Source organism: Bradyrhizobium sp. UFLA03-84 (assembly GCF_002289535.1).
Taxonomy (GTDB): Bacteria; Pseudomonadota; Alphaproteobacteria; order Rhizobiales; family Xanthobacteraceae; genus Bradyrhizobium; species Bradyrhizobium viridifuturi.
The window spans coordinates 378,489-399,564 of sequence record NZ_NSJY01000016.1 but is presented as its reverse complement, the minus strand read 5'-3'; the positions used below and the strand labels follow the sequence as shown (position 1 = coordinate 399,564).

Here is a 21,076-nt window from a genome sequence, read left to right as displayed (position 1 = left end):
AATCTAAGGAACAGTCTCATGCCCCGCCAACATGCCATCGAGGACTACCGCAACTTCGGTATCATGGCGCATATCGACGCCGGCAAGACCACGACCACCGAGCGTATCCTGTATTACACCGGCAAGAGCCACAAGATCGGCGAGGTGCACGAAGGTGCCGCGACGATGGACTGGATGGAGCAGGAGCAGGAGCGTGGCATCACGATCACCTCGGCTGCGACCACCGCGTTCTGGAACGGCAAGCGCCTGAACATCATCGACACCCCCGGCCACGTCGACTTCACCATTGAAGTCGAGCGTTCGCTGCGCGTGCTCGACGGCGCCGTTTGCGTTCTCGACTCCAACCAGGGCGTCGAGCCTCAGACCGAGACCGTCTGGCGCCAGGGCGACAAGTACAAGGTTCCGCGCATCGTCTTCGCCAACAAGATGGACAAGACCGGTGCCGACTTCTTCAAGTGCCTGGCCGACATCGTCGACCGCCTCGGCGCCAAGCCGATCGCGATTCAGCTGCCGATCGGTGCCGAGAACAACTTCAAGGGTCTCGTCGACCTCGTGAAAATGAAGGGCGTCATCTGGAACGATGAATCGCTCGGCGCCAAGTTCGACTATGTCGACATCCCGGAAGATCTGGTCGAGCAGGCCAAGGAATATCGCGAGAAGATGGTGGAAGCCGCCGTCGAGCTCGACGACGACGCTCTCGCTGCGTTCCTCGACGGCAATGAGCCGGACGAGGCGACCCTGAAGCGCCTGATCCGCAAGGCCGTGCTGACCGGCGCGTTCTATCCGGTGCTGTGCGGCTCGGCGTTCAAGAACAAGGGCGTGCAGCCGCTGCTCGACGCCGTCGTCGACTACTTGCCGTCGCCGGTCGACGTGCCCGCGATCAAGGGCACCGATGAGGACGGCAACGAGGTCGTGCGCAAGGCGGACGACAAGGAGCCACTGGCGCTGCTCGCGTTCAAGATCATGGACGACCCGTTCGTCGGCACCATCACCTTCTGCCGCATCTATTCCGGTATCCTGCAGTCGGGCACCGGCGTCGTGAACTCGACCCGCGAGAAGAAGGAACGTATCGGCCGCATGCTGCTGATGCATGCGAACAACCGCGAAGACATCAAGGAAGCCTACGCCGGCGACATCGTCGCGCTGGCTGGCCTGAAGGAAGCGCGCACCGGCGACACGCTGTGCGACCCCAACAAGCCGGTCATCCTCGAGAAGATGGAATTCCCGGAGCCGGTGATCGAGATCGCGATCGAGCCGAAGTCGAAGGCCGACCAGGAAAAGCTGGGCGTGGCGCTTGCCAAGCTCGCCGCGGAGGATCCGTCGTTCCGCGTGTCGACCGACCACGAGTCCGGCCAGACCATCCTCAAGGGCATGGGCGAACTGCATCTCGACATCAAGGTCGACATCCTCAAGCGCACCTACAAGGTCGACGCCAACATCGGCGCGCCGCAGGTGGCGTTCCGTGAGCGTGTCACCAAGCGGGTCGAGCACAGCTACACCCACAAGAAGCAGACCGGCGGTACCGGCCAGTTCGCGGCCGTCACCATCATCGTCGAGCCGAACGAAGCCGGGAAGGGCTACGAGTTCGAATCGAAGATCGTCGGCGGCGCGGTGCCGAAGGAGTACATCCCGGGCGTCGAAAAGGGCCTCGAGAGCGTGCTGTCCTCCGGCGTGGTCGCGGGCTTCCCGATCGTCGACGTCAAGGTGCAGCTGATCGACGGCAAGTATCACGACGTCGACTCGTCGGCGCTGGCCTTCGAAATCGCCACGCGCGCCTGCTTCCGCGAGGCGCTGCAGATGGGCAAGTCCGTTCTGCTCGAGCCGATCATGAAGGTCGAGGTGGTGACCCCGGAAGACTACACCGGTTCGGTCATCGGCGACCTGAATTCCCGGCGCGGCCAGATCCAGGGCCAAGACATGCGCGGCAACGCCAACGTCATCAACGCGATGGTGCCGCTCATGAACATGTTCGGTTACGTGAACAACCTGCGCTCGATGAGCCAGGGTCGCGCGACCTTCACCATGCAGTTCGATCACTACGCCGAAGCTCCGGCGAACGTGTCGGCTGAAGTCCAGAAGAAGTTTGCCTGATTGTCGTTGACGGCAGTCAACGATTGAACGGAGAGTCAAATGGCCAAAGCTAAATTCGAGCGTAACAAGCCCCACTGCAACATCGGCACCATCGGTCACGTCGACCATGGCAAGACCTCGCTGACCGCAGCGATCACCAAGGTGCTCGCAGAAACCGGCGGCGCGACGTTCACCGCCTACGACCAGATCGACAAGGCGCCGGAAGAGAAGGCGCGCGGCATCACGATCTCGACCGCTCACGTCGAGTACGAGACGCAGAACCGCCACTACGCGCACGTCGACTGCCCCGGCCACGCCGACTACGTCAAGAACATGATCACCGGCGCTGCCCAGATGGACGGCGCGATCCTGGTCGTGTCGGCTGCTGACGGCCCGATGCCGCAGACCCGCGAGCACATCCTACTCGCCCGCCAGGTCGGCGTCCCCGCGCTCGTCGTGTTCCTCAACAAGTGCGACATGGTCGACGATCCGGAGCTGCTCGAGCTCGTCGAGATGGAAGTTCGCGAACTGCTCTCGAAGTACGAATTCCCGGGCGATGACATTCCGATCATCAAGGGTTCGGCGCTCGCCGCCCTCGAAGACAAGGACAAGAAGCTCGGCCACGACGCCATCCTCGAGCTGATGCGCAATGTCGACGAGTACATCCCGCAGCCGGAGCGTCCGATCGACCAGCCGTTCCTGATGCCGGTCGAAGACGTGTTCTCGATCTCGGGCCGTGGCACCGTCGTCACCGGCCGTGTCGAGCGCGGCGTGATCAAGGTCGGCGAGGAAATCGAAATCGTCGGTATCCGCGACACCCAGAAGACCATCGTCACCGGCGTCGAAATGTTCCGCAAGCTGCTCGATCAGGGCCAGGCCGGCGACAACATCGGTGCGCTGCTCCGCGGCACCAAGCGCGAGGAAGTCGAGCGTGGCCAGGTGCTGTGCAAGCCCGGTTCGGTCAAGCCGCACACCAAGTTCAAGGCTGAGGCTTACATCCTCACCAAGGAAGAGGGCGGTCGTCACACCCCGTTCTTCACCAACTACCGTCCGCAGTTCTACTTCCGCACGACCGACGTGACCGGTGTCGTGCATCTGCCGGAAGGCACCGAGATGGTGATGCCGGGCGACAACATCGCGATGGAAGTGCACCTGATCGTGCCGATCGCGATGGAAGAGAAGCTGCGCTTCGCGATCCGCGAAGGCGGCCGCACCGTCGGCGCCGGCGTCGTCGCCGCCATCATCGAGTAATACGCGAATAGGGAATGGCGAGTAGCGGGTGGGTCACCATTCGCTATTCGCTACTCGCCACTCACTAAAGAAAGAATACGGCAATGAACGGCCAAAATATTCGCATCCGTCTCAAGGCGTTCGACCATCGAATCCTCGATACGTCGACCCGCGAGATCGTGAACACGGCGAAGCGCACCGGTGCGCAGGTTCGCGGACCGATTCCGCTGCCGACCCGCATCGAGAAGTTCACCGTCAACCGTTCGCCGCACGTTGACAAGAAGAGCCGCGAGCAATTCGAGATGCGCACTCACAAGCGCCTCCTCGACATTGTCGATCCGACCCCGCAGACCGTCGATGCGCTGATGAAGCTCGACCTGGCCGCCGGTGTCGACGTCGAGATCAAGCTCTAAGGTTTTGGATTTTTACGTCCGCCGCTTGCGGACAGAAAGACAGGAAGCACGCCGATGCGCTCCGGAGTGATCGCACAGAAGGTCGGGATGACGCGGGTCTTTACGGAGACCGGCGAGCATATCCCTGTGACCGTGCTGAAGTTGGGCAACTGCCAGGTGCTGGGCCACCGCACGACCGAGAAGAACGGCTATGTCGCTCTGCAGCTCGGCTCGGGCGCCCGCAAGACCGTGTACATGCCCAAGGCCGAACGCGGCCAGTTCGCAGTCGCCAAGGTCGAGCCGAAGCGCAAGGTCGCCGAGTTCCGCGTGTCCGAGGATGCGCTGATCCCGGTCGGCGCGGAGATCCAGGCGGACCATTTCGTGGTCGGCCAGTTCGTCGACGTGACCGGCACCTCGATCGGTAAGGGTTTTGCCGGCGGCATGAAGCGCTGGAATTTCGGCGGTCTGCGCGCCACCCACGGTGTGTCGGTCTCCCACCGCTCGATCGGTTCGACCGGTGGCCGTCAGGATCCCGGCAAGACCTTCAAGAACAAGAAGATGCCCGGTCACATGGGCGTCGACCGCATCACCACGCTCAATCTGCGCGTGGTGCAGACCGACGTCGAGCGCGGCCTGATCCTCGTCGAAGGCGCCGTTCCCGGCTCCAAGGGCGGCTGGATCTCGGTGCGCGACGCGGTCAAGAAGCCGCTGCCGAAGGAAGCCCCGAAGCCCGGCAAGTTCAAGGTTGCCGGCGGCGAAGCTGCCGAGGCTGCGGCCGAGCAGGAGGGCGCGTGAGATGGAACTGAAAGTCACGACCCTTGAAGGCAAGGACGCCGGATCCGTCGAGCTCTCGGATGCGATCTTCGGTCTCGAGCCGCGCGCCGACATCATTCAGCGCTGCGTGCAGTGGCAGCTGAACAAGCGTCAGGCTGGCACCCACAAGGCCCAGGGCCGCGCCGACGTCTGGCGCACCGGCAAGAAGATGTACAAGCAGAAGGGCACCGGCGGCGCCCGTCACGGCTCGGCCCGCGTGCCGCAGTTCCGCGGCGGTGGCCGCGCGTTCGGTCCGGTGGTTCGCTCCCATGCGACCGACCTGCCGAAGAAGGTGCGTGCGCTCGCGCTGAAGCATGCGCTGTCGGCCAAGGCCAAGGACGGCGGGCTGATCGTGATCGACAATGCGCAGCTCGAGGCCGCCAAGACCAAGGCGCTGCTCGGACATTTCTCGGGCCTCGGCCTGACCAATGCGCTGATCATCGACGGCGCCGAGCTGAACAACGGTTTCGCGACCGCGGCCCGCAACATTCCGAACATCGACGTGCTGCCCATCCAGGGCATCAACGTCTACGACATTCTCCGCCGCCACAAGCTGGTGCTGACCAAGGCTGCGGTTGATGCGCTGGAGGCGCGCTTCAAATGAAGAACATCGATCCGCGCCACTACGACGTCATCATCTCTCCCGTCGTGACGGAAAAGGCGACGCTCGCCTCCGAGCACAACAAGGTGCTGTTCAAGGTCGCCGGCAAGGCGACCAAGCCGCAGATCAAGGAAGCGGTCGAGAAGCTGTTCGACGTCAAGGTGAAGAGCGTCAACACCCTCGTCCGCAAGGGCAAGACCAAGGTGTTCCGCGGCAATCTCGGCTCGCAGTCGGACACCAAGCGCGCGATCGTGACCCTTGAAGAGGGCCACCGCATCGACGTGACTACCGGACTATAAGGCGCAACGACGATGGCATTGAAAACCTTTAATCCCACGACGCCGGGCCAGCGCCAGCTGGTCATGGTCGATCGTTCGGCGCTCTACAAGGGCAAGCCGGTGAAGACCCTGACCGAGGGCAAGCTCGGCAATGGCGGTCGCAACAACACCGGCCGCATCACCGTGCGTTTCCGCGGCGGCGGCCACAAGAAGGCCTACCGCACCGTCGACTTCCGCCGCGACAAGGTGGACATGCCGGCGGTCGTGGAGCGGCTCGAGTATGATCCGAACCGCACCGCGTTCATCGCGCTGATCAAGTATCAGGACGGCGAGCTCGCCTACATCCTGGCGCCGCAGCGTCTGGCGGCGGGCGACACCGTCGTCGCCGGCAACTATGTCGACGTGAAGCCGGGCAACGTCATGCCGCTCGGCAACATGCCGGTCGGCACGATCGTGCACAACATCGAGCTGAAGATCGGCAAGGGCGGCCAGCTGGCGCGCTCCGCCGGTACCTACGCCCAGATCGTCGGCCGCGACCAGGACTACGTGATCGTCCGCCTGAACTCGGGCGAGCAGCGTCTCGTGCACGGCCGTTGCCGCGGCACGATCGGCGCGGTCTCGAACCCGGATCACATGAACATCTCGATCGGCAAGGCCGGTCGTACCCGCTGGCTCGGCTGGCGTCCGCACAACCGCGGCGTCGTCATGAACCCGATCGATCACCCGCACGGCGGTGGTGAAGGTCGTACCTCGGGCGGTCGTCACCCGGTCACTCCGTGGGGCAAGCCGACCAAGGGCAAGAAGACCCGCACCAACAAGTCGACCAACAAATTCATTCTCCTCAGCCGCCACAAGCGGAAGAAGTAAGGAACGCCGGACATGGTTCGTTCAGTCTGGAAAGGCCCGTTCGTCGAGGGTTCTCTGCTCAAGAAGGCAGATGCCGCCCGCGCGTCCGGCCGTCACGACGTCATCAAGATCTGGAGCCGCCGCTCCACCATCCTGCCGCAGTTCGTCGGCCTGACCTTCGGTGTCTACAACGGCCAGAAGCATGTGCCGGTGGCGATCAACGAGGAAATGGTGGGTCACAAGTTCGGCGAGTTCTCGCCGACCCGGACCTTCCACGGCCACTCGGGCGACAAGAAAGCCAAGAAGGCTTGAGGAATAGACGATGAGCAAACCAAAGCGCGAACGTAGCCTCGCGGACAATGAGGCCAAGGCCGTCGCCCGCATGCTGCGCGTCAGCCCGCAGAAGCTGAACCTGGTGGCGCAGCTGATCCGCGGCCGCAAGGCGTCCGCTGCGCTCGCCGACCTGCAGTTCTCGCGCAAGCGGATCGCGGTCGACGTCAAGAAGTGCCTGGAATCGGCGATCGCCAACGCCGAGAACAACCATGACCTCGATGTCGACGACCTCGTCGTTGCCGAGGCGCATGTCGGCAACGGCATCGTGATGAAGCGTTTTGCTCCGCGCGGCCGTGGCCGTTCGGGCCGTGTGTTCAAACCGTTCTCGCACCTGACCATCGTGGTTCGTCAGGTCGAGGCCGAGGCAAGCGCCTAAGAAGGGCGCAGGAGAAGACGATGGGTCAAAAGATCAATCCAATCGGGCTGCGTCTCGGCATCAACCGGACCTGGGATTCCCGTTGGTTCGCCGGCAAGCAGGAATACGGCAAGCTCCTGCACGAGGACGTCAAGATCCGCGAGATCCTGCACAAGGAGCTCAAGCAGGCGGCCGTCGCCCGCATCGTGATCGAGCGTCCGCACAAGAAGTGCCGCGTGACGATCCATTCGGCCCGTCCGGGCGTCGTGATCGGCAAGAAGGGCGCCGATATCGACAAGCTGCGCAAGAAGGTTGCCGACATCACCTCGTCGGACGTCGTGATCAACATCGTCGAAATCCGCAAGCCGGAGCTCGACGCGACCTTGGTCGCTGAATCGATCGCCCAGCAGCTCGAGCGCCGCGTTGCGTTCCGCCGCGCCATGAAGCGCGCCGTGCAGTCGGCGATGCGTCTCGGCGCCGAGGGTATCCGCATCAACTGCTCGGGCCGTCTCGGCGGCGCCGAAATCGCGCGCATGGAGTGGTACCGCGAAGGTCGCGTGCCGCTGCACACGCTGCGCGCCGACGTCGACTACGGCGTCGCCACCGCGTTCACGACCTTCGGCACCTGCGGCGTCAAGGTCTGGATCTTCAAGGGCGAGATCCTCGAGCACGATCCGATGGCCCAGGACAAGAAGATGGCGGAAGGCGACAACACGCCGCGTTCGCGCCGCGACGCCGCTTGAGGCAAAGCAGGAATTTGAGGGCTTAAAGCCATGATGCAACCTAAGAAAACGAAGTTCCGGAAGGCGCATAAGGGCCGTATCCACGGCGTTGCGACCTCTGGCGCGACGTTGGCGTTCGGCCAGTTCGGCCTGAAGGCGATGGAGCCTGAGCGCGTCACCGCCCGTCAGATCGAAGCCGCCCGCCGCGCGCTGACCCGTCACATGAAGCGCGCCGGCCGCGTCTGGATCCGCGTGTTCCCGGACGTGCCGGTGTCGAAGAAGCCCGCCGAAGTCCGCATGGGCTCCGGCAAGGGCGCGCCGGAATTGTGGGTGGTCCGGATCAAGCCGGGCCGCGTGATGTTCGAGATCGACGGCGTGCCGGTGCAGACCGCGAAGGAAGCGCTGTCGCTCGCCGCCGCCAAGCTGCCGATCAAGACGCGCTTCGTTGCGCGCATTGCGGAGTAATCGCCATGGCCGAGATGAAAGTTGAAGACATTCGCGCGATGAGCGACGACCAGCGGGAAGATGCGGTCCTGAACCTGAAGAAGGAACGCTTCAACCTGCGTTTCCAGCGCGCCACCGGGCAGCTGGAGAACACGTCGCGGATGCGGGAAGCCCGCCGCGACATCGCTCGTATCAAGACCATCGCCGCGCAGCTGCGCGCGAAGAAGAAGTAAGGGGCCAGCTATGCCGAAACGTACTCTGCAGGGCGTGGTCGTCAGCGACAAGCAAGCCAAGACCATCGTGGTGCGCGTCGATCGCCGCTTCACCCACCCGATCTACAAGAAGACGATCCGCCGTTCCAAGAACTACCACGCGCACGACGAGAACAACCAGTTCAAGCCGGGCGACATGGTCTGGATCGAGGAATCGAAGCCGATCTCGAAGCTGAAGCGCTGGACCGTGGTCCGGGGCGAACACAAGAAAACGGCCTGATTACCTCGGCCTGGCCGAAGTCATTCAGGGAAATTTTGAGCGCGCTAAAGCGCAGAAAGAGGACGAGGTGCATCAATGATTCAGATGCAGACCAACCTCGACGTGGCCGATAATTCTGGCGCACGCCGTGTCATGTGCATCAAGGTTCTTGGAGGTTCCAAGCGCCGCTATGCCACCGTGGGCGATGTTATCGTTGTGTCGATCAAGGAAGCCATTCCGCGTGGCAAGGTGAAAAAGGGCGACGTGATGAAGGCCGTCGTGGTCCGGGTCCGCAAGGACATCCGCCGCGCCGACGGTTCGGTCATCCGCTTCGACCGCAACGCCGCCGTGCTGATCAACAATCAGTCCGAGCCGGTCGGCACCCGTATCTTCGGGCCGGTGCCGCGCGAGCTGCGCGCCAAGAACCACATGAAGATCATTTCGCTCGCGCCGGAGGTGCTGTGATGGCTGCCAAGATCCGCAAGGGCGACAAGGTGATGGTGCTCACCGGCCGCGACAAGGGTCGCACCGGCGAGGTGTTCGAGGTGCGTCCGGACGAGAACAAGGCTCTCGTCCGCGGCATCAACATGGTGAAGCGTCACCAGAAGCAGACCCAGACCCAGGAAGGCGGCATCATCTCCAAGGAGATGCCGATCGATCTTTCCAACATTGCGTATGTCGGCAAGGACGGAAAGCCGACCCGCATCGGGTTCAAGATTCATGCCGATGGCAAGAAGGTTCGTGTTGCCAAGAGCTCGGGAGCAGAGATCGATGGCTGATACAGCTTACACGCCGCGTCTGCGCGCGGAGTATGACAAGAAGATCCGTGGCATGATGACCGAGAAGTTCGGTTACGCCAACGTGATGCAGGTGCCGCGCCTCGACAAGGTCGTGCTCAACATGGGCGTGGGCGATTCCGTCAACGACCGCAAGAAGGCCGAGACCGCCGCTGCCGAGCTGACCCAGATCGCCGGCCAGAAGGCGATCGTGACCTATTCGCGTATCGCGATCGCGACCTTCAAGCTGCGTGAGAACCAGCCGATCGGCTGCAAGGTGACGCTGCGCAAGGCCCATATGTACGAGTTCATCGACCGCCTGGTGAACGTGGCGCTGCCCCGCGTCCGCGACTTCCGCGGCCTGAACCCGAAGAGCTTCGACGGCCGCGGCAACTATTCGCTCGGCATCAAGGAGCACATCATTTTCCCCGAGATCGACTTCGACAAGGTCTCGGAAGCGCGTGGCATGGACATCACGGTCTGCACCACCGCCAAGACCGACGACGAGGCGCGTGCCTTGTTGACCGCTTTCAATTTCCCGTTCCGGCAGTGAGTAGCTGAGCCAAAGCCACTCAAACGCGGATACCCAGGAGCCAAGCATGGCAAAGAAGAGTTCAGTCGAGAAGAACAACCGGCGCAAGCGGATGGCGAAGAACGCCGGCCCGCGCCGCGAGAAGCTGAAGGCGATCATCGCCGACAAGACCAAGCCGATGGAAGAGCGTTTCGCGGCGACGCTGAAGCTCGCCGAGATGCCGCGCAACTCGTCGCCGACGCGCATCCGCAACCGTTGCGAGCTGACCGGGCGTCCGCGCTCGAACTATCGCAAGAACAAGCTCTCGCGCATCGCGCTGCGTGAACTCGGCTCCAAGGGTCTGGTTCCGGGCCTCGTGAAGTCGAGCTGGTAAGGGGAGGGTCGGAACAATGTCTACGCACGATCCGATCAGCGATCTCATCACCCGCATCCGCAATGCGCAGATGCGTTCGAAGTCGAAGGTCTCGAGCCCCGGCTCGAAGATGCGCGCCAACGTGCTCGAAGTGCTGAAGTCCGAGGGCTACATCCGCGGCTACGCCAGCGTCGAGCATGCCTCGGGCCGCAGCGAGCTCGAGATCGAGCTGAAGTATTTCGACGGCGAGCCCGTCATCCGCGAGATCGAGCGGGTGTCGAAGCCGGGCCGGCGCGTTTACGCCTCGGTGAAGAACCTGCCGCGCGTGAACAACGGTCTCGGCATTTCGGTGTTGTCGACGCCGAAGGGAATCATGGCTGACCACGAGGCGCGTGACGCCAACGTGGGCGGCGAAGTTCTCTTCACGGTGTTCTGAGGAAGGATTTTACGATGTCACGTATCGGCAAGCGGCCGGTGACGATCCCGTCGGGTGTGACGGCGACTGTCGAGGGCCAGACGGTGAAGATGAAGGGGCCGAAGGGCGCGCTTCAGTTCGTCGTGCATGACGACGTCGAGGTGAAGTTCGAGAACGGCCAGGTCAAGGTCGCTCCGCGCGTCAAGACCAACCGCGCGCAGGCGATGTACGGCACCGCGCGTGCGCAGGTCGCCAACCTCGTCGAGGGCGTCACCAAGGGCTTCGAGAAGAAGCTCGAGATCACCGGCGTCGGTTACCGCGCCGCGATGCAGGGCAAGAACCTGCAGCTCGCGCTCGGCTACAGCCACGACGTGGTGTACGCGATCCCGGAAGGCATCACCATCGCGGTGCCGAAGCCGACCGAGATCACGATCACCGGCAACGATCCGCAGCGCGTCGGCCAGGTCGCCGCGGAGATCCGCGCCTACCGTCCGCCGGAGCCCTACAAGGGCAAGGGCGTGAAGTACGCCAACGAATTCATCTTCCGCAAGGAAGGCAAGAAGAAGTAACGGAGCCGGTCATGTCACTCAAGGTTACGAATGCCCGGCGCAAGCAGCGCGTGCGCCTTGCGCTTCGCCGCTCGGCAGGCGGCCGTCCGCGGCTGTCGGTGTTCCGCTCGTCCAAGCACATCTACGCCCAGGTCATCGACGACCAGAAGGGCGAGACGCTCGCTTCAGCCTCGTCGCTGGAGAAGACCATGCGCGACGCCGGCAAGACCGGCGCCGACATCGATGCTGCGAAGGCCGTCGGCAAGCTGCTGGCGGAACGCGCAGCGCAGAAGGGCGTCAAGGAAGTCGTGTTCGATCGCGGCGCCTACATCTATCACGGGCGCGTAAAGGCGCTCGCGGATGCGGCGCGCGAAGGCGGGCTCAGCTTCTAACCGAATTTGAACGATTACGAGGAAAGAGGCGCAAGCCTCCTAGAGATTGGAAAACACCATGGCAGGTGAACGCGAACGCGGCGGCCGCGAACGGAGCAGGGAGCGCGAGGAGCGCGACAGCGAGTTCGTCGACAAGCTCGTCCACATCAATCGCGTGGCGAAGGTCGTCAAGGGCGGCAAGCGCTTCGGTTTCGCAGCGCTGGTCGTGATCGGCGACCAGAAGGGCCGGGTCGGTTTCGGCCACGGCAAGGCGCGCGAAGTTCCGGAAGCGATCCGCAAGGCGACCGAATCGGCGAAGCGCAATCTGACGCGCGTCGCGCTCCGCGAAGGCCGCACGCTGCATCACGACGTCGCCGGCCGTCACGGCGCCGGTCGCGTCTATCTGCGTACCGCTCCGGCGGGTACCGGCATCATCGCCGGCGGCCCGATGCGCGCGGTGTTCGAGACGCTCGGCATCCAGGACGTGGTGGCGAAGTCCATCGGTTCGTCGAATCCCTATAACATGGTTCGCGCGACCTTCGACGCGCTGAAGCATCAGGATTCGCCGCGCTCGGTGGCTGCGCGCCGCAACATCAAGGTCTCCACCCTGCAGTCGCGCCGCGTCGGCGGCGACGCCGAAGTGGTGGCGGAATAACCCCGCGCGACCAGCGCTTTCTGGAGTTCAAGACGATGGCCAAGGCCAGCAAGACGATCAAGGTCGAGCAGACCGGCAGCGCGATCCGCCGCCATCACTCGCAGCGTTCGACGCTGATCGGCCTCAAGCTCAACAAGATCGGCCGGGTTGCCGAGCTGCAGGACACTCCTGAAGTTCGCGGCATGATCAGCAAGGTTCAGCATCTCGTCCGCGTCGTCGGCGAGTAAGCAGAGATAAGGAGAAGGGCGATGAAGCTCAGCGATATCGCCGACAACGCCGGCTCGCGCAAGAAGCGCATGCGTGTCGGCCGTGGCATCGGTTCCGGCAAGGGCAAGACCTCGGGCCGCGGCGGCAAGGGCCAGACCGCGCGTTCGGGCGTCCGCATCAAGGGTTTCGAAGGCGGCCAGATGCCGATGCATCGCCGTCTGCCGAAGCGCGGTTTCAACAACATCTTCCGGCTCGACTTCGCAGAGATCAATCTCGACCGTCTGCAGGAAGCGATCGACAACAAGCTGGTCAACGCCAGCGAGACCGTGACCGTCGAGACGCTGGTCAAGGCCGGCGTGCTGCGTCGCGCCAAGGACGGCCTGCGGCTGCTCGGCCGCGGCGAGATCAAGACCAAGCTGACCATCGAAGCCTACGGCGCTTCCAAGTCGGCCATTGCCGCGGTCGAAAAGGCCGGCGGCTCGGTCAAGATCCTGGCCCCCGCCAAGGAAGAAGGCGAAGCGGCGTAACATCTGCGTCATTGCCCGCGCGCCGCGCGGGCAATCCGCAGATCGAATGATGGACTTATCGAGGCCGAGCACCAGATAATGTCCGGTGTCTGCCGATCGCCCCGATAGAACGAGTTCTTGGGGCGTCGGCGAAGCGGGCTCCGGGAGAAAGCCGAACATGGTCTCAGCAGCCGAACAACTTGCCGCCAACCTCAATTTCGGACAGCTGGCGAAAGCCGACGAGCTGAAGAAGCGCATCTGGTTCACCCTGGGTGCGCTGCTTGTTTATCGGCTGGGCACCTACATCCCGCTCCCCGGCATCGATCCCAACATCTGGGAGCAGGTGTTCCGCAGCCAGTCCGGCGGCATCCTCGGCATGTTCAACATGTTCGCCGGCGGCGGCATCCACCGCATGGCGATCTTCGCGCTGAACATCATGCCGTACATCTCGGCATCGATCATCGTGCAGCTGCTGACCACCGTGTCGCCGCAGCTCGAGGCGCTCAAGAAGGAAGGTGAGGCGGGCCGCAAGACGCTGAACCAGTACACCCGCTATCTGACGGTGATCCTGGCGCTGTTCCAGTCCTACGGCATCGCGATCGGACTCGAAGGCGCCGGCAACGTCGTCAGCGACCCCGGCATGTTCTTCCGGATCTCGACCGCGATCACGCTGACCGGCGGCACCATGTTCCTGATGTGGCTCGGTGAGCAGATCACCTCGCGCGGCATCGGCAACGGTATCTCGCTGATCATTCTGTCCGGCATCGTCGCCGAGCTGCCGTCGGCGCTCGCCAACATGCTGGAACTCGGCCGCCAGGGCGCGATGTCGACCGGCCTGATCCTGATCGTCATCGTGATGGCGGTCGCGGTGATCGCCTTCATCGTGTTCATGGAGCGCGCCCAGCGCCGGCTGCTGATCCAGTATCCGAAGCGCCAGGTCGGCAACAAGATGTTCGAGGGCCAGTCCTCGCATCTGCCGCTCAAGCTCAACACCTCGGGCGTGATTCCGCCGATCTTCGCCTCGTCGCTGCTGCTGCTGCCGACTACGGTCGCGAACTTCAACGCCGGCAAGGGACCGGAGTGGTTCCAGTGGCTCACCACCCAGCTCAGCCACGGCCGTCCGCTGTTCCTGCTGATGTATCTGGCGCTGATCGTGTTCTTCGCCTTCTTCTACACCGCGATCGTGTTCAACCCGACCGAGACCGCGGACAATCTGAAGAAGCATGGCGGCTTCATCCCAGGCATCCGGCCCGGTGAGCGCACGGCGGAATATATCGACTACGTGCTGTCGCGCATCACGGTGCTCGGCGCGATCTATCTCGCGATCGTCTGCTTGATTCCGGAAATTCTGATTTCCTATGCCTCGGTCCCGTTCTACTTTGGTGGCACCTCGCTTCTGATCGTCGTCAGCGTGACGATGGATACGGTGTCGCAGGTGCAGGGCTATCTGCTCGCTCATCAGTATGAAGGGCTGATCAGGAAGTCGAAGCTCAGGGGAGGCCGCCGCCGCTGATCGCGGCGCGGCGCCGAACTCAAAACACAGGTGTGCGGACGTCGCCCACCTAGCCGGGGGGCGAAACAGATATGAGATTGATCCTTTTGGGGCCGCCGGGCTCGGGCAAGGGAACCCAGGCGCAGCGGCTGGTGCACCGGCATGGCATCGTCCAGCTCTCGACCGGCGAGATGCTGCGTGCCGCGGTTGCCGCGGGCACCCCGGTCGGCCTGCAGGCCAAGGAGATCATGGCCAATGGCGGCCTGGTTCCCGACGAGGTCGTGGTGGGAATCATCGCCGACCGAATCGAGGAGCCCGACGCCAAGAAGGGCTTCATCCTCGACGGTTTCCCGCGCACCGTGCCGCAGGCTGAGGCCTTGGACGAACTGCTCCGCAAGAAGCACCTCAAGCTCGACGCAGTTGTCGAACTGCGGGTTAACGAGAGCGCGCTGCTCGCCCGCGTCGAAAAGCGCGCCGAGGAAACCCGTGCGCGCGGCGAGGAAGTCCGCCTCGACGACACGCCGGAAGTGCTGACCAAGCGCCTGGCGCAGTACCGCTCGCTGACGGAGCCGCTGATTCACTATTATTCGGAGCGGCGGAAGCTACTGACGGTCGATGGCATGATGACCATCGAGCACGTCACCCGCGAGATCAACCGGATCCTGACCGCGCTCGGCGCGCTGGAACCGAAGGAGCACGAGGAGCCCAAGCGGGCTGCCAAGCGCGCCTCGACCGCCTCCAAGGCGGCCAAGAAGACCGCGAAGAAGACGACTAAGAAGGCTGCCAAATCGGCCAAGAAGGCCGCCAAACCGGCCCGAAAGGCCACCAAGGGGGCCTCAAAGGCGGTCGTCAAGGCCAGGGGGACGAAGAAAGCCGCCAAGAAGGCTGGAAGGAAGGCCGCCAGCGCCGCCAATGCCCGGAAGGGGGCAAAGACCGCCAAAAAGGCAGCAAAAAAGCTCACGAAAAAGCGAGCTAAACGCTAGGAGCGGTTGACGAAACCGACATGAATCCTTTAATAAGCCCCGCATCCAAGTTGGATAGTTTTATGACGATGCCGGGCCCCGAAGGACATGAGGGGAAGGGCGTCGTGTTCGCGTTTGTGGACACAAGCCCGCAGAGAGCAAACTTGAGAAGCCCGTATCCGTGATGGAGCGGCGACAGGAGAGAAGTCCGTGGCCCGTATTGCCGGCGTCAACATTCCGACCAACAAGCGCGTCCTGATCGCGCTTCAGTACATCCATGGTATCGGCCAGAAGAACGCTGCCGACATCATCGAGAAGGTGAAGATCCCGGTGGACCGTCGCGTCAGTCAGTTGACCGACCAGGAGGTCCTCCAGATCCGCGAAGTCATCGACCGCGACTATCTGGTCGAGGGTGACCTCCGTCGCGAGGTCGGCATCAACATCAAGCGGCTGATGGACCTCGGCTGCTATCGCGGCCTGCGTCATCGCCGCGGTCTGCCGGTGCGCGGCCAGCGCACCCACACCAATGCGCGCACGCGCAAGGGGCCGGCCAAGGCGATCGCCGGCAAGAAGAAGTAAGTTTTGCGAATTGCAGGTGGGGAGTAGCGAATCGAAATTCGCTACTCGCCATTTGCGTTTTGAGGTGTAGCCGCTGGCACTACGGCGGCGTTGAGATCACAGGAAAGGTTTGAAATGGGCAAGGAAGCCACCCGCGTACGCCGCCGCGAACGCAAGAACATCGCCTCCGGCATCGCGCACGTGAATTCGTCGTTCAACAACACGACCATCACCATCACCGACGCGCAGGGCAACACCATTGCCTGGTCGTCGGCCGGTACGATGGGCTTCAAGGGCTCGCGCAAGTCGACCCCCTATGCCGCGCAGGTCGCGGCGGAAGACGTCTCCAAGAAGGCGCAGGAACACGGCATGCGCACGCTGGAGGTTGAAGTGGCCGGCCCGGGTTCGGGCCGTGAGTCGGCGCTCCGCGCGCTGCAGGCTGCGGGCTTCACCGTCACCTCGATCCGCGACGTGACCACGATCCCGCACAATGGCTGCCGTCCGCGCAAGCGTCGGCGCGTTTGATCTGTAAGTCGCGGGCGGCGTCCAGCCGCCCCGCGATGGTTTTTGGAATTGACCGCGCGGACTGTTCCGCGATCTCCAACGCCAGGTACGGCCACTCGATCGGCCTTGTGACCGGCAAAGGGTGAAAAAGTGACGATCCAGAAAAATTGGCAAGAACTCATTCGACCGAACAAGCTGCAGGTGACGCCGGGCTCGGACGCGAGCCGGTTCGCCACCGTCGTCGCCGAGCCGCTCGAGCGCGGCTTCGGCCAGACGCTCGGCAACGCGCTGCGCCGCATCCTGCTGTCCTCGCTGCAGGGCGCGGCGGTGCAGTCGGTGCACATCGACGGCGTGCTGCACGAGTTCTCCTCGATCGCCGGTGTCCGTGAAGACGTCACCGACATCGTGCTCAACATCAAGGACATCTCGATCAAGATGCAGGGCGAAGGCCCGAAGCGCATGGTCGTGAAGAAGCAGGGCCCGGGTGCCGTCACCGCCGGCGACATTCAGACTGTCGGCGACGTCACCGTGCTCAACCCCGACCTGCAGCTCTGCACGCTGGACGACGGCGCCGAGATTCGCATGGAGTTCACGGTCACCACCGGCAAGGGCTATGTCGCCGCCGAGCGCAATCGTCCCGAGGACGCTCCGATCGGCCTGATCCCGGTCGACAGCCTGTTCTCGCCGGTCCGCAAGGTCTCCTACAAGGTCGAGAATACCCGTGAGGGCCAGATCCTCGACTACGACAAGCTGACCATGACGATCGAGACCAACGGCGCGATCACGCCGGAGGACGCGGTGGCCTACGCCGCGCGCATCCTGCAGGATCAGCTCAACGTGTTCGTCAACTTCGAAGAGCCGCGCAAGGAAGTCACGCAGGAGATCATCCCCGATCTGGCGTTCAACCCGGCGTTCCTCAAGAAGGTCGACGAGCTCGAGCTGTCGGTGCGTTCGGCAAACTGCCTGAAGAACGACAACATCGTCTACATCGGCGACCTCGTGCAGAAGTCGGAAGCGGAAATGCTCCGTACCCCGAACTTCGGCCGCAAGTCGCTGAACGAGATCAAGGAAGTGCTGGCCCAGATGGGTCTGCACCTCGGCATGGAAGTGCCGGGCTGGCCGCCGGAGAACATCGACGAGCTCGCCAAGCGCTTCGAGGATCACTACTGATCCATTTTCACCGCCGTGGCCGGAAACTTTCCGGCCACGATTTTTTTGCGGCATGATCCCGGAAAAGTGCGCAGCGGTTTTCCGATAAGGATCATGCCCAAACCAAGTAGTAAAAGCGCGACGTCGCGCTTTTGCGGGCGAACGCAGGATGCCCACCTGCACTTGTCGCTGAACCACCGCGACAGAATTGAAGAAGGAAAAAGTCAATGCGTCACGGCAAGGTTCATCGGAAGCTCAACCGCACCGCCGAGCATCGGCGTGCGATGTTCGCCAACATGGCGGCCGCGCTGATCAAGCACGAGCAGATCGTCACCACGCTGCCGAAGGCCAAGGAGCTGCGGCCGATCGTCGAGAAGCTCGTCACTCTCGGCAAGAAGGGCGGTCTCGCCCTGCGCCGCCAGGCGATCTCCGAGCTGCGCGACCAGGACCAGGTCAAGAAGCTGTTCGACACGCTGGCGACCCGTTACAAGGACCGCCAGGGCGGCTACACCCGCATCATCAAGGCCGGCTTCCGCTACGGCGACAACGCGGCGATGGCGGTGATCGAGTTCGTCGACCGCGACGTCGACGCCAAGGGCCAGGACTCCGGTCCGGCCCAGGACAAGGAAGCCGAGGCGGCGTAAGCCGCTCTTGAGCCAGAGATTTGAAAACGGCGCCCTCGGGCGCCGTTTTTGTTTTGCGCGGCTCTCTATCTCAGTCGTCGTCGCGGCGAAAGCCAGGCCCCATAACCCCAACGGCTGATTGCTGCACGGCGGTGAGGCGGCGGTCCCGTTCACAATCGAATGTGGTGGTAATGGGTCCTGGCTTTCGCCGGGACGACGAGGTGTGCTCTACTTCCTCACGCGTCGGTGAGATGCAATTGCGGTGCTTCATGTCGCGCCCGATATCTCCATCCACATAAACGGAGATGACAAATGAAGATCGACCTTTCCGGAAAGACTGCGCTGGTAACCGGCTCGACTGCGGGCATCGGCAACGCCATCGCCAAGGGGCTGGCCGGGACCGGCGCGGAGGTCGTGGTCAACGGCCGCAGCCAGGCCAAGGTCGATGCAGCGATTGCTGCGATCGCCAAGGCGGTGCCAGGCGCCAAGGTTCGCGGCATCGCCGCCGACGTCTCGACCGCGGCCGGCTGCAAGGCCTTGCTTGCGGCGCTGCCCGAGGTCGACATCCTCGTCAACAATGCCGGCATCTTCGAGCCGAAGGGCTTCTTCGACATTCCGGACGAGGACTGGAGCCGCTTCTACGAGGTCAACGTGATGTCGGGCGTGCGGCTGTCGCGCGGCTACATGCAGGGCATGCTGAAGCGCAACTGGGGCCGCATCGTCTTCATCTCCTCGGAGTCGGGGCTCAACATTCCGACCGAGATGATCCACTACGGCATGACCAAGACCGCGCAGCTTGCGATCGCGCGCGGGCTTGCGGAACTGACCAAGGGCACCGCCGTGACCGTCAACTCCGTGCTGCCCGGACCGACCATGTCCGAGGGCGTCGAGACCTTCGTCAAGGATCTCGCCAAGCAGAACGGCCAGTCGGTCGAGGAGGCGGCCTCCAACTTCGTCAAGCAGCACCGCCCGACCTCGCTGCTGCAGCGCTTCGCCAGCACCGAGGAGATCGCCAATCTCGTGGTCTATGTCTGCTCGAAGCAGGCGTCTGCGACCAATGGCGCCGCGCTGCGCGCGGAGGGCGGCATCGTCAATACCATCGCGTGAGGGTGCATGGCGGCCTATGTGATTTCAGAGGTCGAGATGCGCGACGCCTCGGCGTTCGAGGCCTATCGAACGCTGGCGGCGAAAACCATCGAACAGTATGGCGGTCGCTACATCGTGCGCGGCGGCAACGCTGAAGTGGTGGAGGGCGGTCCGCCGCCGAACGCCATCGTCATCGTCGAATTTCCGACCATGGCACGCCTGCGCCAATGGTACGCGTCCGCGGAGTACGCCGAAGCGCTGAAGCTTCGCGCGACTGCGCTGGAACGACGGCTGATCTTTGTGGAAGGCACAGCAGGCTGATGGACGTCGGTCAATCCAGTGTTGCCTGAAATCCGAGTATCAGGTGGAGACCCTGTTCTCGGGCCTCCATTAGGGAGCGTCTGCATTCCTCAGCATGCAACCGCAGCGCGGCCAAATCGATCAACTCGCTTGTGCTCATCGCCTGCAACTCTTCGTAGGCGGGCAGCTCGGGATGGCATACGAAGTCTACGACGAAAAGCGGGTGACCCTTGCGATCGAATGCGCGCACCTTAAGGCCGTTGCCCCATGGCCGATCCGATCGTACGGCGACACAGCGCCAGTCGCCGGCATCGAAGGCGTACTCGTCTTCTACCATTACGGCACGCTATCCTTTGGCGCCGTCGAGAAACTCGCTGAAGCCGGCCGGGCGATAGGGGCCGAAGCATATCTGCTCCAGCACGCCGATTCCCGTCTGGCTGCCCTGGCGGGTGCGCACCACCTGTTGCACGTGGACGTTCTCGCGCGCCAGCGGGTCGAGCGTCGCAGGATCGAACGACTCGCCGCCGATCTCGAGCTCGCCCTTCCACATGCCCTGGCCCCATTGCGGATGGCCGTAGCCGAGACCCTTCATCTGGAATTTGAGGATCGGATCGAGCGCGATGGTCGTGGTGTGGCCGTCGATATCGACGAGATCGATTTCCGCCGACTGCGCCAGCCGGGTATTCGGCACGTAGGTCACGCGGTGCCGCGCAGTCGCCATGCGGCGGTCGAGGCCATCGACCACGCCGGGGACCTCGGCCTCGCTCCGGTAGAGCGGCGCGGTGATGCCCTCGCGGACCAGCGCCTCGCCCTGCGTGCCGTCGAAGAAGATCGCGTGCGAGATGTGGTCGTCCCAGACCAGCGGCGCCCACAGGAAGAACACGCTCGGCAGCGGCATCGGCGCGCCGCCGACGTCGCGCTCGCCGACATTGCGGACGCCCCAGGAGCGATCCTTGGTGCCGTAGCAGGTGCGATCGTCGACCTTGATCTCGCCATCGGGGTGACGGATGACGCCGCTCCAGCGACCGAACTGGTCGAAGCGGGTCGAGTCCATCGCGCGGCGGTCGCCCGACCACAGCGTCTGGCGGGCTTCCTGGATCGCAGCCGTGCGCGCGGAGAAGGTCAGGTCGCAGGCAAGGCCGGTCGCATTGTCGTCGAGCACGACCCGGGTCCGCAGCATCGGTTCGATGACCTCGAGCCGGAACGGGCCGACCTGCATCTCGGTGCGCTCGAGCGGCGCGCGGCGCGAGCCGTAGAAGCAGTGCTGCCGTCCGCCGCGCTCCACCACGCTGAAGGCGCAGTCGAGGATCTTGCGGTGCGGATAGATCGCGATCCCGATGCCGAAATAATACGCGCCGTCGGCGGTGTAGCCGTTGAACCAGGTCCGGTCATAGACATTGCGGTCGCTGGTGACGGGAACCGCGATCGGCTCCGGGGTCTGGTGGATCGGGAAGTCGTCAAGCTTGTTGAGCACACGGATCCCTT

General features: G+C 63.6%; 33 protein-coding genes. 31 read left to right on the top strand and 2 right to left on the bottom strand.

Annotated elements, in window-relative coordinates:
• The first annotated feature begins 18 nt into the window (after positions 1-18).
• The 31 genes from fusA to CK489_RS31820 all read left to right on the top strand — a co-directional run bounded on the left by fusA (position 19) and on the right by CK489_RS31820 (position 19,612).
• Positions 19-2,091, top strand: coding sequence for an elongation factor G (gene fusA / locus CK489_RS31970; protein WP_050625740.1), 2,073 nt, complete (start codon positions 19-21; stop codon positions 2,089-2,091).
• 39 nt (positions 2,092-2,130) lie between these two features.
• Positions 2,131-3,321: an elongation factor Tu gene (tuf, locus tag CK489_RS31965; protein WP_021081658.1), complete on the top strand. Its 1,191-nt coding sequence runs from the start codon at positions 2,131-2,133 to the stop codon at positions 3,319-3,321.
• Positions 3,322-3,404: 83 nt separating this feature from the next.
• Complete coding sequence (gene rpsJ, locus CK489_RS31960) at positions 3,405-3,713, top strand: 30S ribosomal protein S10 (protein WP_002712302.1); 309 nt, start codon at positions 3,405-3,407, stop codon at positions 3,711-3,713.
• A gap of 54 nt (positions 3,714-3,767) precedes the next feature.
• Complete coding sequence (rplC, locus tag CK489_RS31955; RefSeq protein WP_050625741.1) at positions 3,768-4,487, top strand: 50S ribosomal protein L3; 720 nt, start codon at positions 3,768-3,770, stop codon at positions 4,485-4,487.
• 1 nt (position 4,488) lies between these two features.
• Positions 4,489-5,109 (top strand): 50S ribosomal protein L4, encoded by a 621-nt coding sequence (gene rplD / locus CK489_RS31950; RefSeq protein ID WP_050625843.1) that lies wholly within the window; start codon positions 4,489-4,491, stop codon positions 5,107-5,109.
• Positions 5,106-5,405, top strand: a complete 300-nt coding sequence (locus tag CK489_RS31945) for a 50S ribosomal protein L23 (protein ID WP_016843746.1) — start codon at positions 5,106-5,108, stop codon at positions 5,403-5,405. Before rplD ends, CK489_RS31945 begins: the two co-directional genes overlap by 4 nt.
• Positions 5,406-5,417: 12 nt before the next feature.
• Positions 5,418-6,251: a 50S ribosomal protein L2 gene (gene rplB / locus CK489_RS31940; protein WP_024578573.1), complete on the top strand. Its 834-nt coding sequence runs from the start codon at positions 5,418-5,420 to the stop codon at positions 6,249-6,251.
• A gap of 12 nt (positions 6,252-6,263) precedes the next feature.
• Positions 6,264-6,542, top strand: coding sequence for a 30S ribosomal protein S19 (gene rpsS / locus CK489_RS31935; protein WP_018272137.1), 279 nt, complete (start codon positions 6,264-6,266; stop codon positions 6,540-6,542).
• A gap of 10 nt (positions 6,543-6,552) precedes the next feature.
• A complete protein-coding gene (gene rplV, locus CK489_RS31930; RefSeq protein WP_018272136.1) occupies positions 6,553-6,939 on the top strand; it encodes a 50S ribosomal protein L22 in 387 nt (128 codons plus the stop codon).
• A 20-nt stretch (positions 6,940-6,959) separates the two neighbouring features.
• Complete coding sequence (rpsC, locus tag CK489_RS31925; protein ID WP_018272135.1) at positions 6,960-7,661, top strand: 30S ribosomal protein S3; 702 nt, start codon at positions 6,960-6,962, stop codon at positions 7,659-7,661.
• A gap of 30 nt (positions 7,662-7,691) precedes the next feature.
• A complete protein-coding gene (gene rplP / locus CK489_RS31920; protein WP_016843752.1) occupies positions 7,692-8,105 on the top strand; it encodes a 50S ribosomal protein L16 in 414 nt (137 codons plus the stop codon).
• A gap of 5 nt (positions 8,106-8,110) precedes the next feature.
• Entirely contained in the window at positions 8,111-8,317 is a 207-nt protein-coding gene (rpmC, locus tag CK489_RS31915) for a 50S ribosomal protein L29 (RefSeq protein ID WP_021081654.1), read from the top strand.
• A 10-nt stretch (positions 8,318-8,327) separates the two neighbouring features.
• Positions 8,328-8,576, top strand: a complete 249-nt coding sequence (gene rpsQ / locus CK489_RS31910; protein ID WP_016843754.1) for a 30S ribosomal protein S17 — start codon at positions 8,328-8,330, stop codon at positions 8,574-8,576.
• 75 nt (positions 8,577-8,651) lie between these two features.
• Complete coding sequence (rplN, locus tag CK489_RS31905) at positions 8,652-9,020, top strand: 50S ribosomal protein L14 (protein WP_011473865.1); 369 nt, start codon at positions 8,652-8,654, stop codon at positions 9,018-9,020.
• Positions 9,020-9,334 (top strand): 50S ribosomal protein L24, encoded by a 315-nt coding sequence (rplX, locus tag CK489_RS31900; protein ID WP_050625742.1) that lies wholly within the window; start codon positions 9,020-9,022, stop codon positions 9,332-9,334. The genes rplN and rplX overlap by 1 nt, the downstream gene beginning before the upstream one ends.
• Positions 9,327-9,884 (top strand): 50S ribosomal protein L5, encoded by a 558-nt coding sequence (rplE, locus tag CK489_RS31895; protein WP_050420398.1) that lies wholly within the window; start codon positions 9,327-9,329, stop codon positions 9,882-9,884. Before rplX ends, rplE begins: the two co-directional genes overlap by 8 nt.
• Positions 9,885-9,930: 46 nt before the next feature.
• Positions 9,931-10,236: a 30S ribosomal protein S14 gene (gene rpsN, locus CK489_RS31890; protein WP_016843757.1), complete on the top strand. Its 306-nt coding sequence runs from the start codon at positions 9,931-9,933 to the stop codon at positions 10,234-10,236.
• 16 nt (positions 10,237-10,252) lie between these two features.
• Entirely contained in the window at positions 10,253-10,651 is a 399-nt protein-coding gene (gene rpsH / locus CK489_RS31885) for a 30S ribosomal protein S8 (RefSeq protein ID WP_021081651.1), read from the top strand.
• A 14-nt stretch (positions 10,652-10,665) separates the two neighbouring features.
• On the top strand, positions 10,666-11,199 hold the full coding sequence (gene rplF, locus CK489_RS31880; protein ID WP_050625743.1) for a 50S ribosomal protein L6: 534 nt from the start codon (positions 10,666-10,668) through the stop codon (positions 11,197-11,199).
• 11 nt (positions 11,200-11,210) lie between these two features.
• Positions 11,211-11,570, top strand: a complete 360-nt coding sequence (rplR, locus tag CK489_RS31875; protein WP_016843760.1) for a 50S ribosomal protein L18 — start codon at positions 11,211-11,213, stop codon at positions 11,568-11,570.
• A gap of 58 nt (positions 11,571-11,628) precedes the next feature.
• Entirely contained in the window at positions 11,629-12,204 is a 576-nt protein-coding gene (gene rpsE / locus CK489_RS31870; RefSeq protein ID WP_021081649.1) for a 30S ribosomal protein S5, read from the top strand.
• A 35-nt stretch (positions 12,205-12,239) separates the two neighbouring features.
• A complete protein-coding gene (rpmD, locus tag CK489_RS31865) occupies positions 12,240-12,431 on the top strand; it encodes a 50S ribosomal protein L30 (protein WP_024578582.1) in 192 nt (63 codons plus the stop codon).
• A 21-nt stretch (positions 12,432-12,452) separates the two neighbouring features.
• Positions 12,453-12,938: a 50S ribosomal protein L15 gene (rplO, locus tag CK489_RS31860; protein WP_095735100.1), complete on the top strand. Its 486-nt coding sequence runs from the start codon at positions 12,453-12,455 to the stop codon at positions 12,936-12,938.
• Positions 12,939-13,095: 157 nt separating this feature from the next.
• Complete coding sequence (gene secY / locus CK489_RS31855) at positions 13,096-14,430, top strand: preprotein translocase subunit SecY (protein WP_021081647.1); 1,335 nt, start codon at positions 13,096-13,098, stop codon at positions 14,428-14,430.
• A 71-nt stretch (positions 14,431-14,501) separates the two neighbouring features.
• Positions 14,502-15,392, top strand: a complete 891-nt coding sequence (locus CK489_RS31850; RefSeq protein WP_050625746.1) for an adenylate kinase — start codon at positions 14,502-14,504, stop codon at positions 15,390-15,392.
• Between the two features lie 189 nt (positions 15,393-15,581).
• Positions 15,582-15,950: a 30S ribosomal protein S13 gene (gene rpsM / locus CK489_RS31845; protein WP_050625747.1), complete on the top strand. Its 369-nt coding sequence runs from the start codon at positions 15,582-15,584 to the stop codon at positions 15,948-15,950.
• A 114-nt stretch (positions 15,951-16,064) separates the two neighbouring features.
• Positions 16,065-16,454, top strand: coding sequence for a 30S ribosomal protein S11 (gene rpsK, locus CK489_RS31840; RefSeq protein WP_006021048.1), 390 nt, complete (start codon positions 16,065-16,067; stop codon positions 16,452-16,454).
• A 129-nt stretch (positions 16,455-16,583) separates the two neighbouring features.
• Complete coding sequence (locus tag CK489_RS31835; protein ID WP_018272129.1) at positions 16,584-17,603, top strand: DNA-directed RNA polymerase subunit alpha; 1,020 nt, start codon at positions 16,584-16,586, stop codon at positions 17,601-17,603.
• Positions 17,604-17,809: 206 nt separating this feature from the next.
• Complete coding sequence (rplQ, locus tag CK489_RS31830; protein WP_021081645.1) at positions 17,810-18,226, top strand: 50S ribosomal protein L17; 417 nt, start codon at positions 17,810-17,812, stop codon at positions 18,224-18,226.
• Positions 18,227-18,517: 291 nt separating this feature from the next.
• Complete coding sequence (locus CK489_RS31825; RefSeq protein WP_050625749.1) at positions 18,518-19,312, top strand: SDR family NAD(P)-dependent oxidoreductase; 795 nt, start codon at positions 18,518-18,520, stop codon at positions 19,310-19,312.
• Positions 19,313-19,318: 6 nt separating this feature from the next.
• Entirely contained in the window at positions 19,319-19,612 is a 294-nt protein-coding gene (locus tag CK489_RS31820) for a DUF1330 domain-containing protein (RefSeq protein ID WP_095735099.1), read from the top strand.
• A 10-nt stretch (positions 19,613-19,622) separates the two neighbouring features.
• Here the strand turns inward: CK489_RS31820 and CK489_RS31815 are convergent, their stop codons facing one another.
• Positions 19,623-19,928 carry a hypothetical protein gene (locus CK489_RS31815; protein ID WP_095735098.1) on the bottom strand — a complete coding sequence of 102 codons (306 nt, stop codon included), beginning with the start codon at positions 19,926-19,928 and terminating at the stop codon, positions 19,623-19,625.
• Positions 19,929-19,937: 9 nt separating this feature from the next.
• Entirely contained in the window at positions 19,938-21,065 is a 1,128-nt protein-coding gene (locus CK489_RS31810) for an Rv3169 family protein (RefSeq protein WP_095735097.1), read from the bottom strand.
• Between the last annotated feature and the right edge of the window lie 11 nt (positions 21,066-21,076).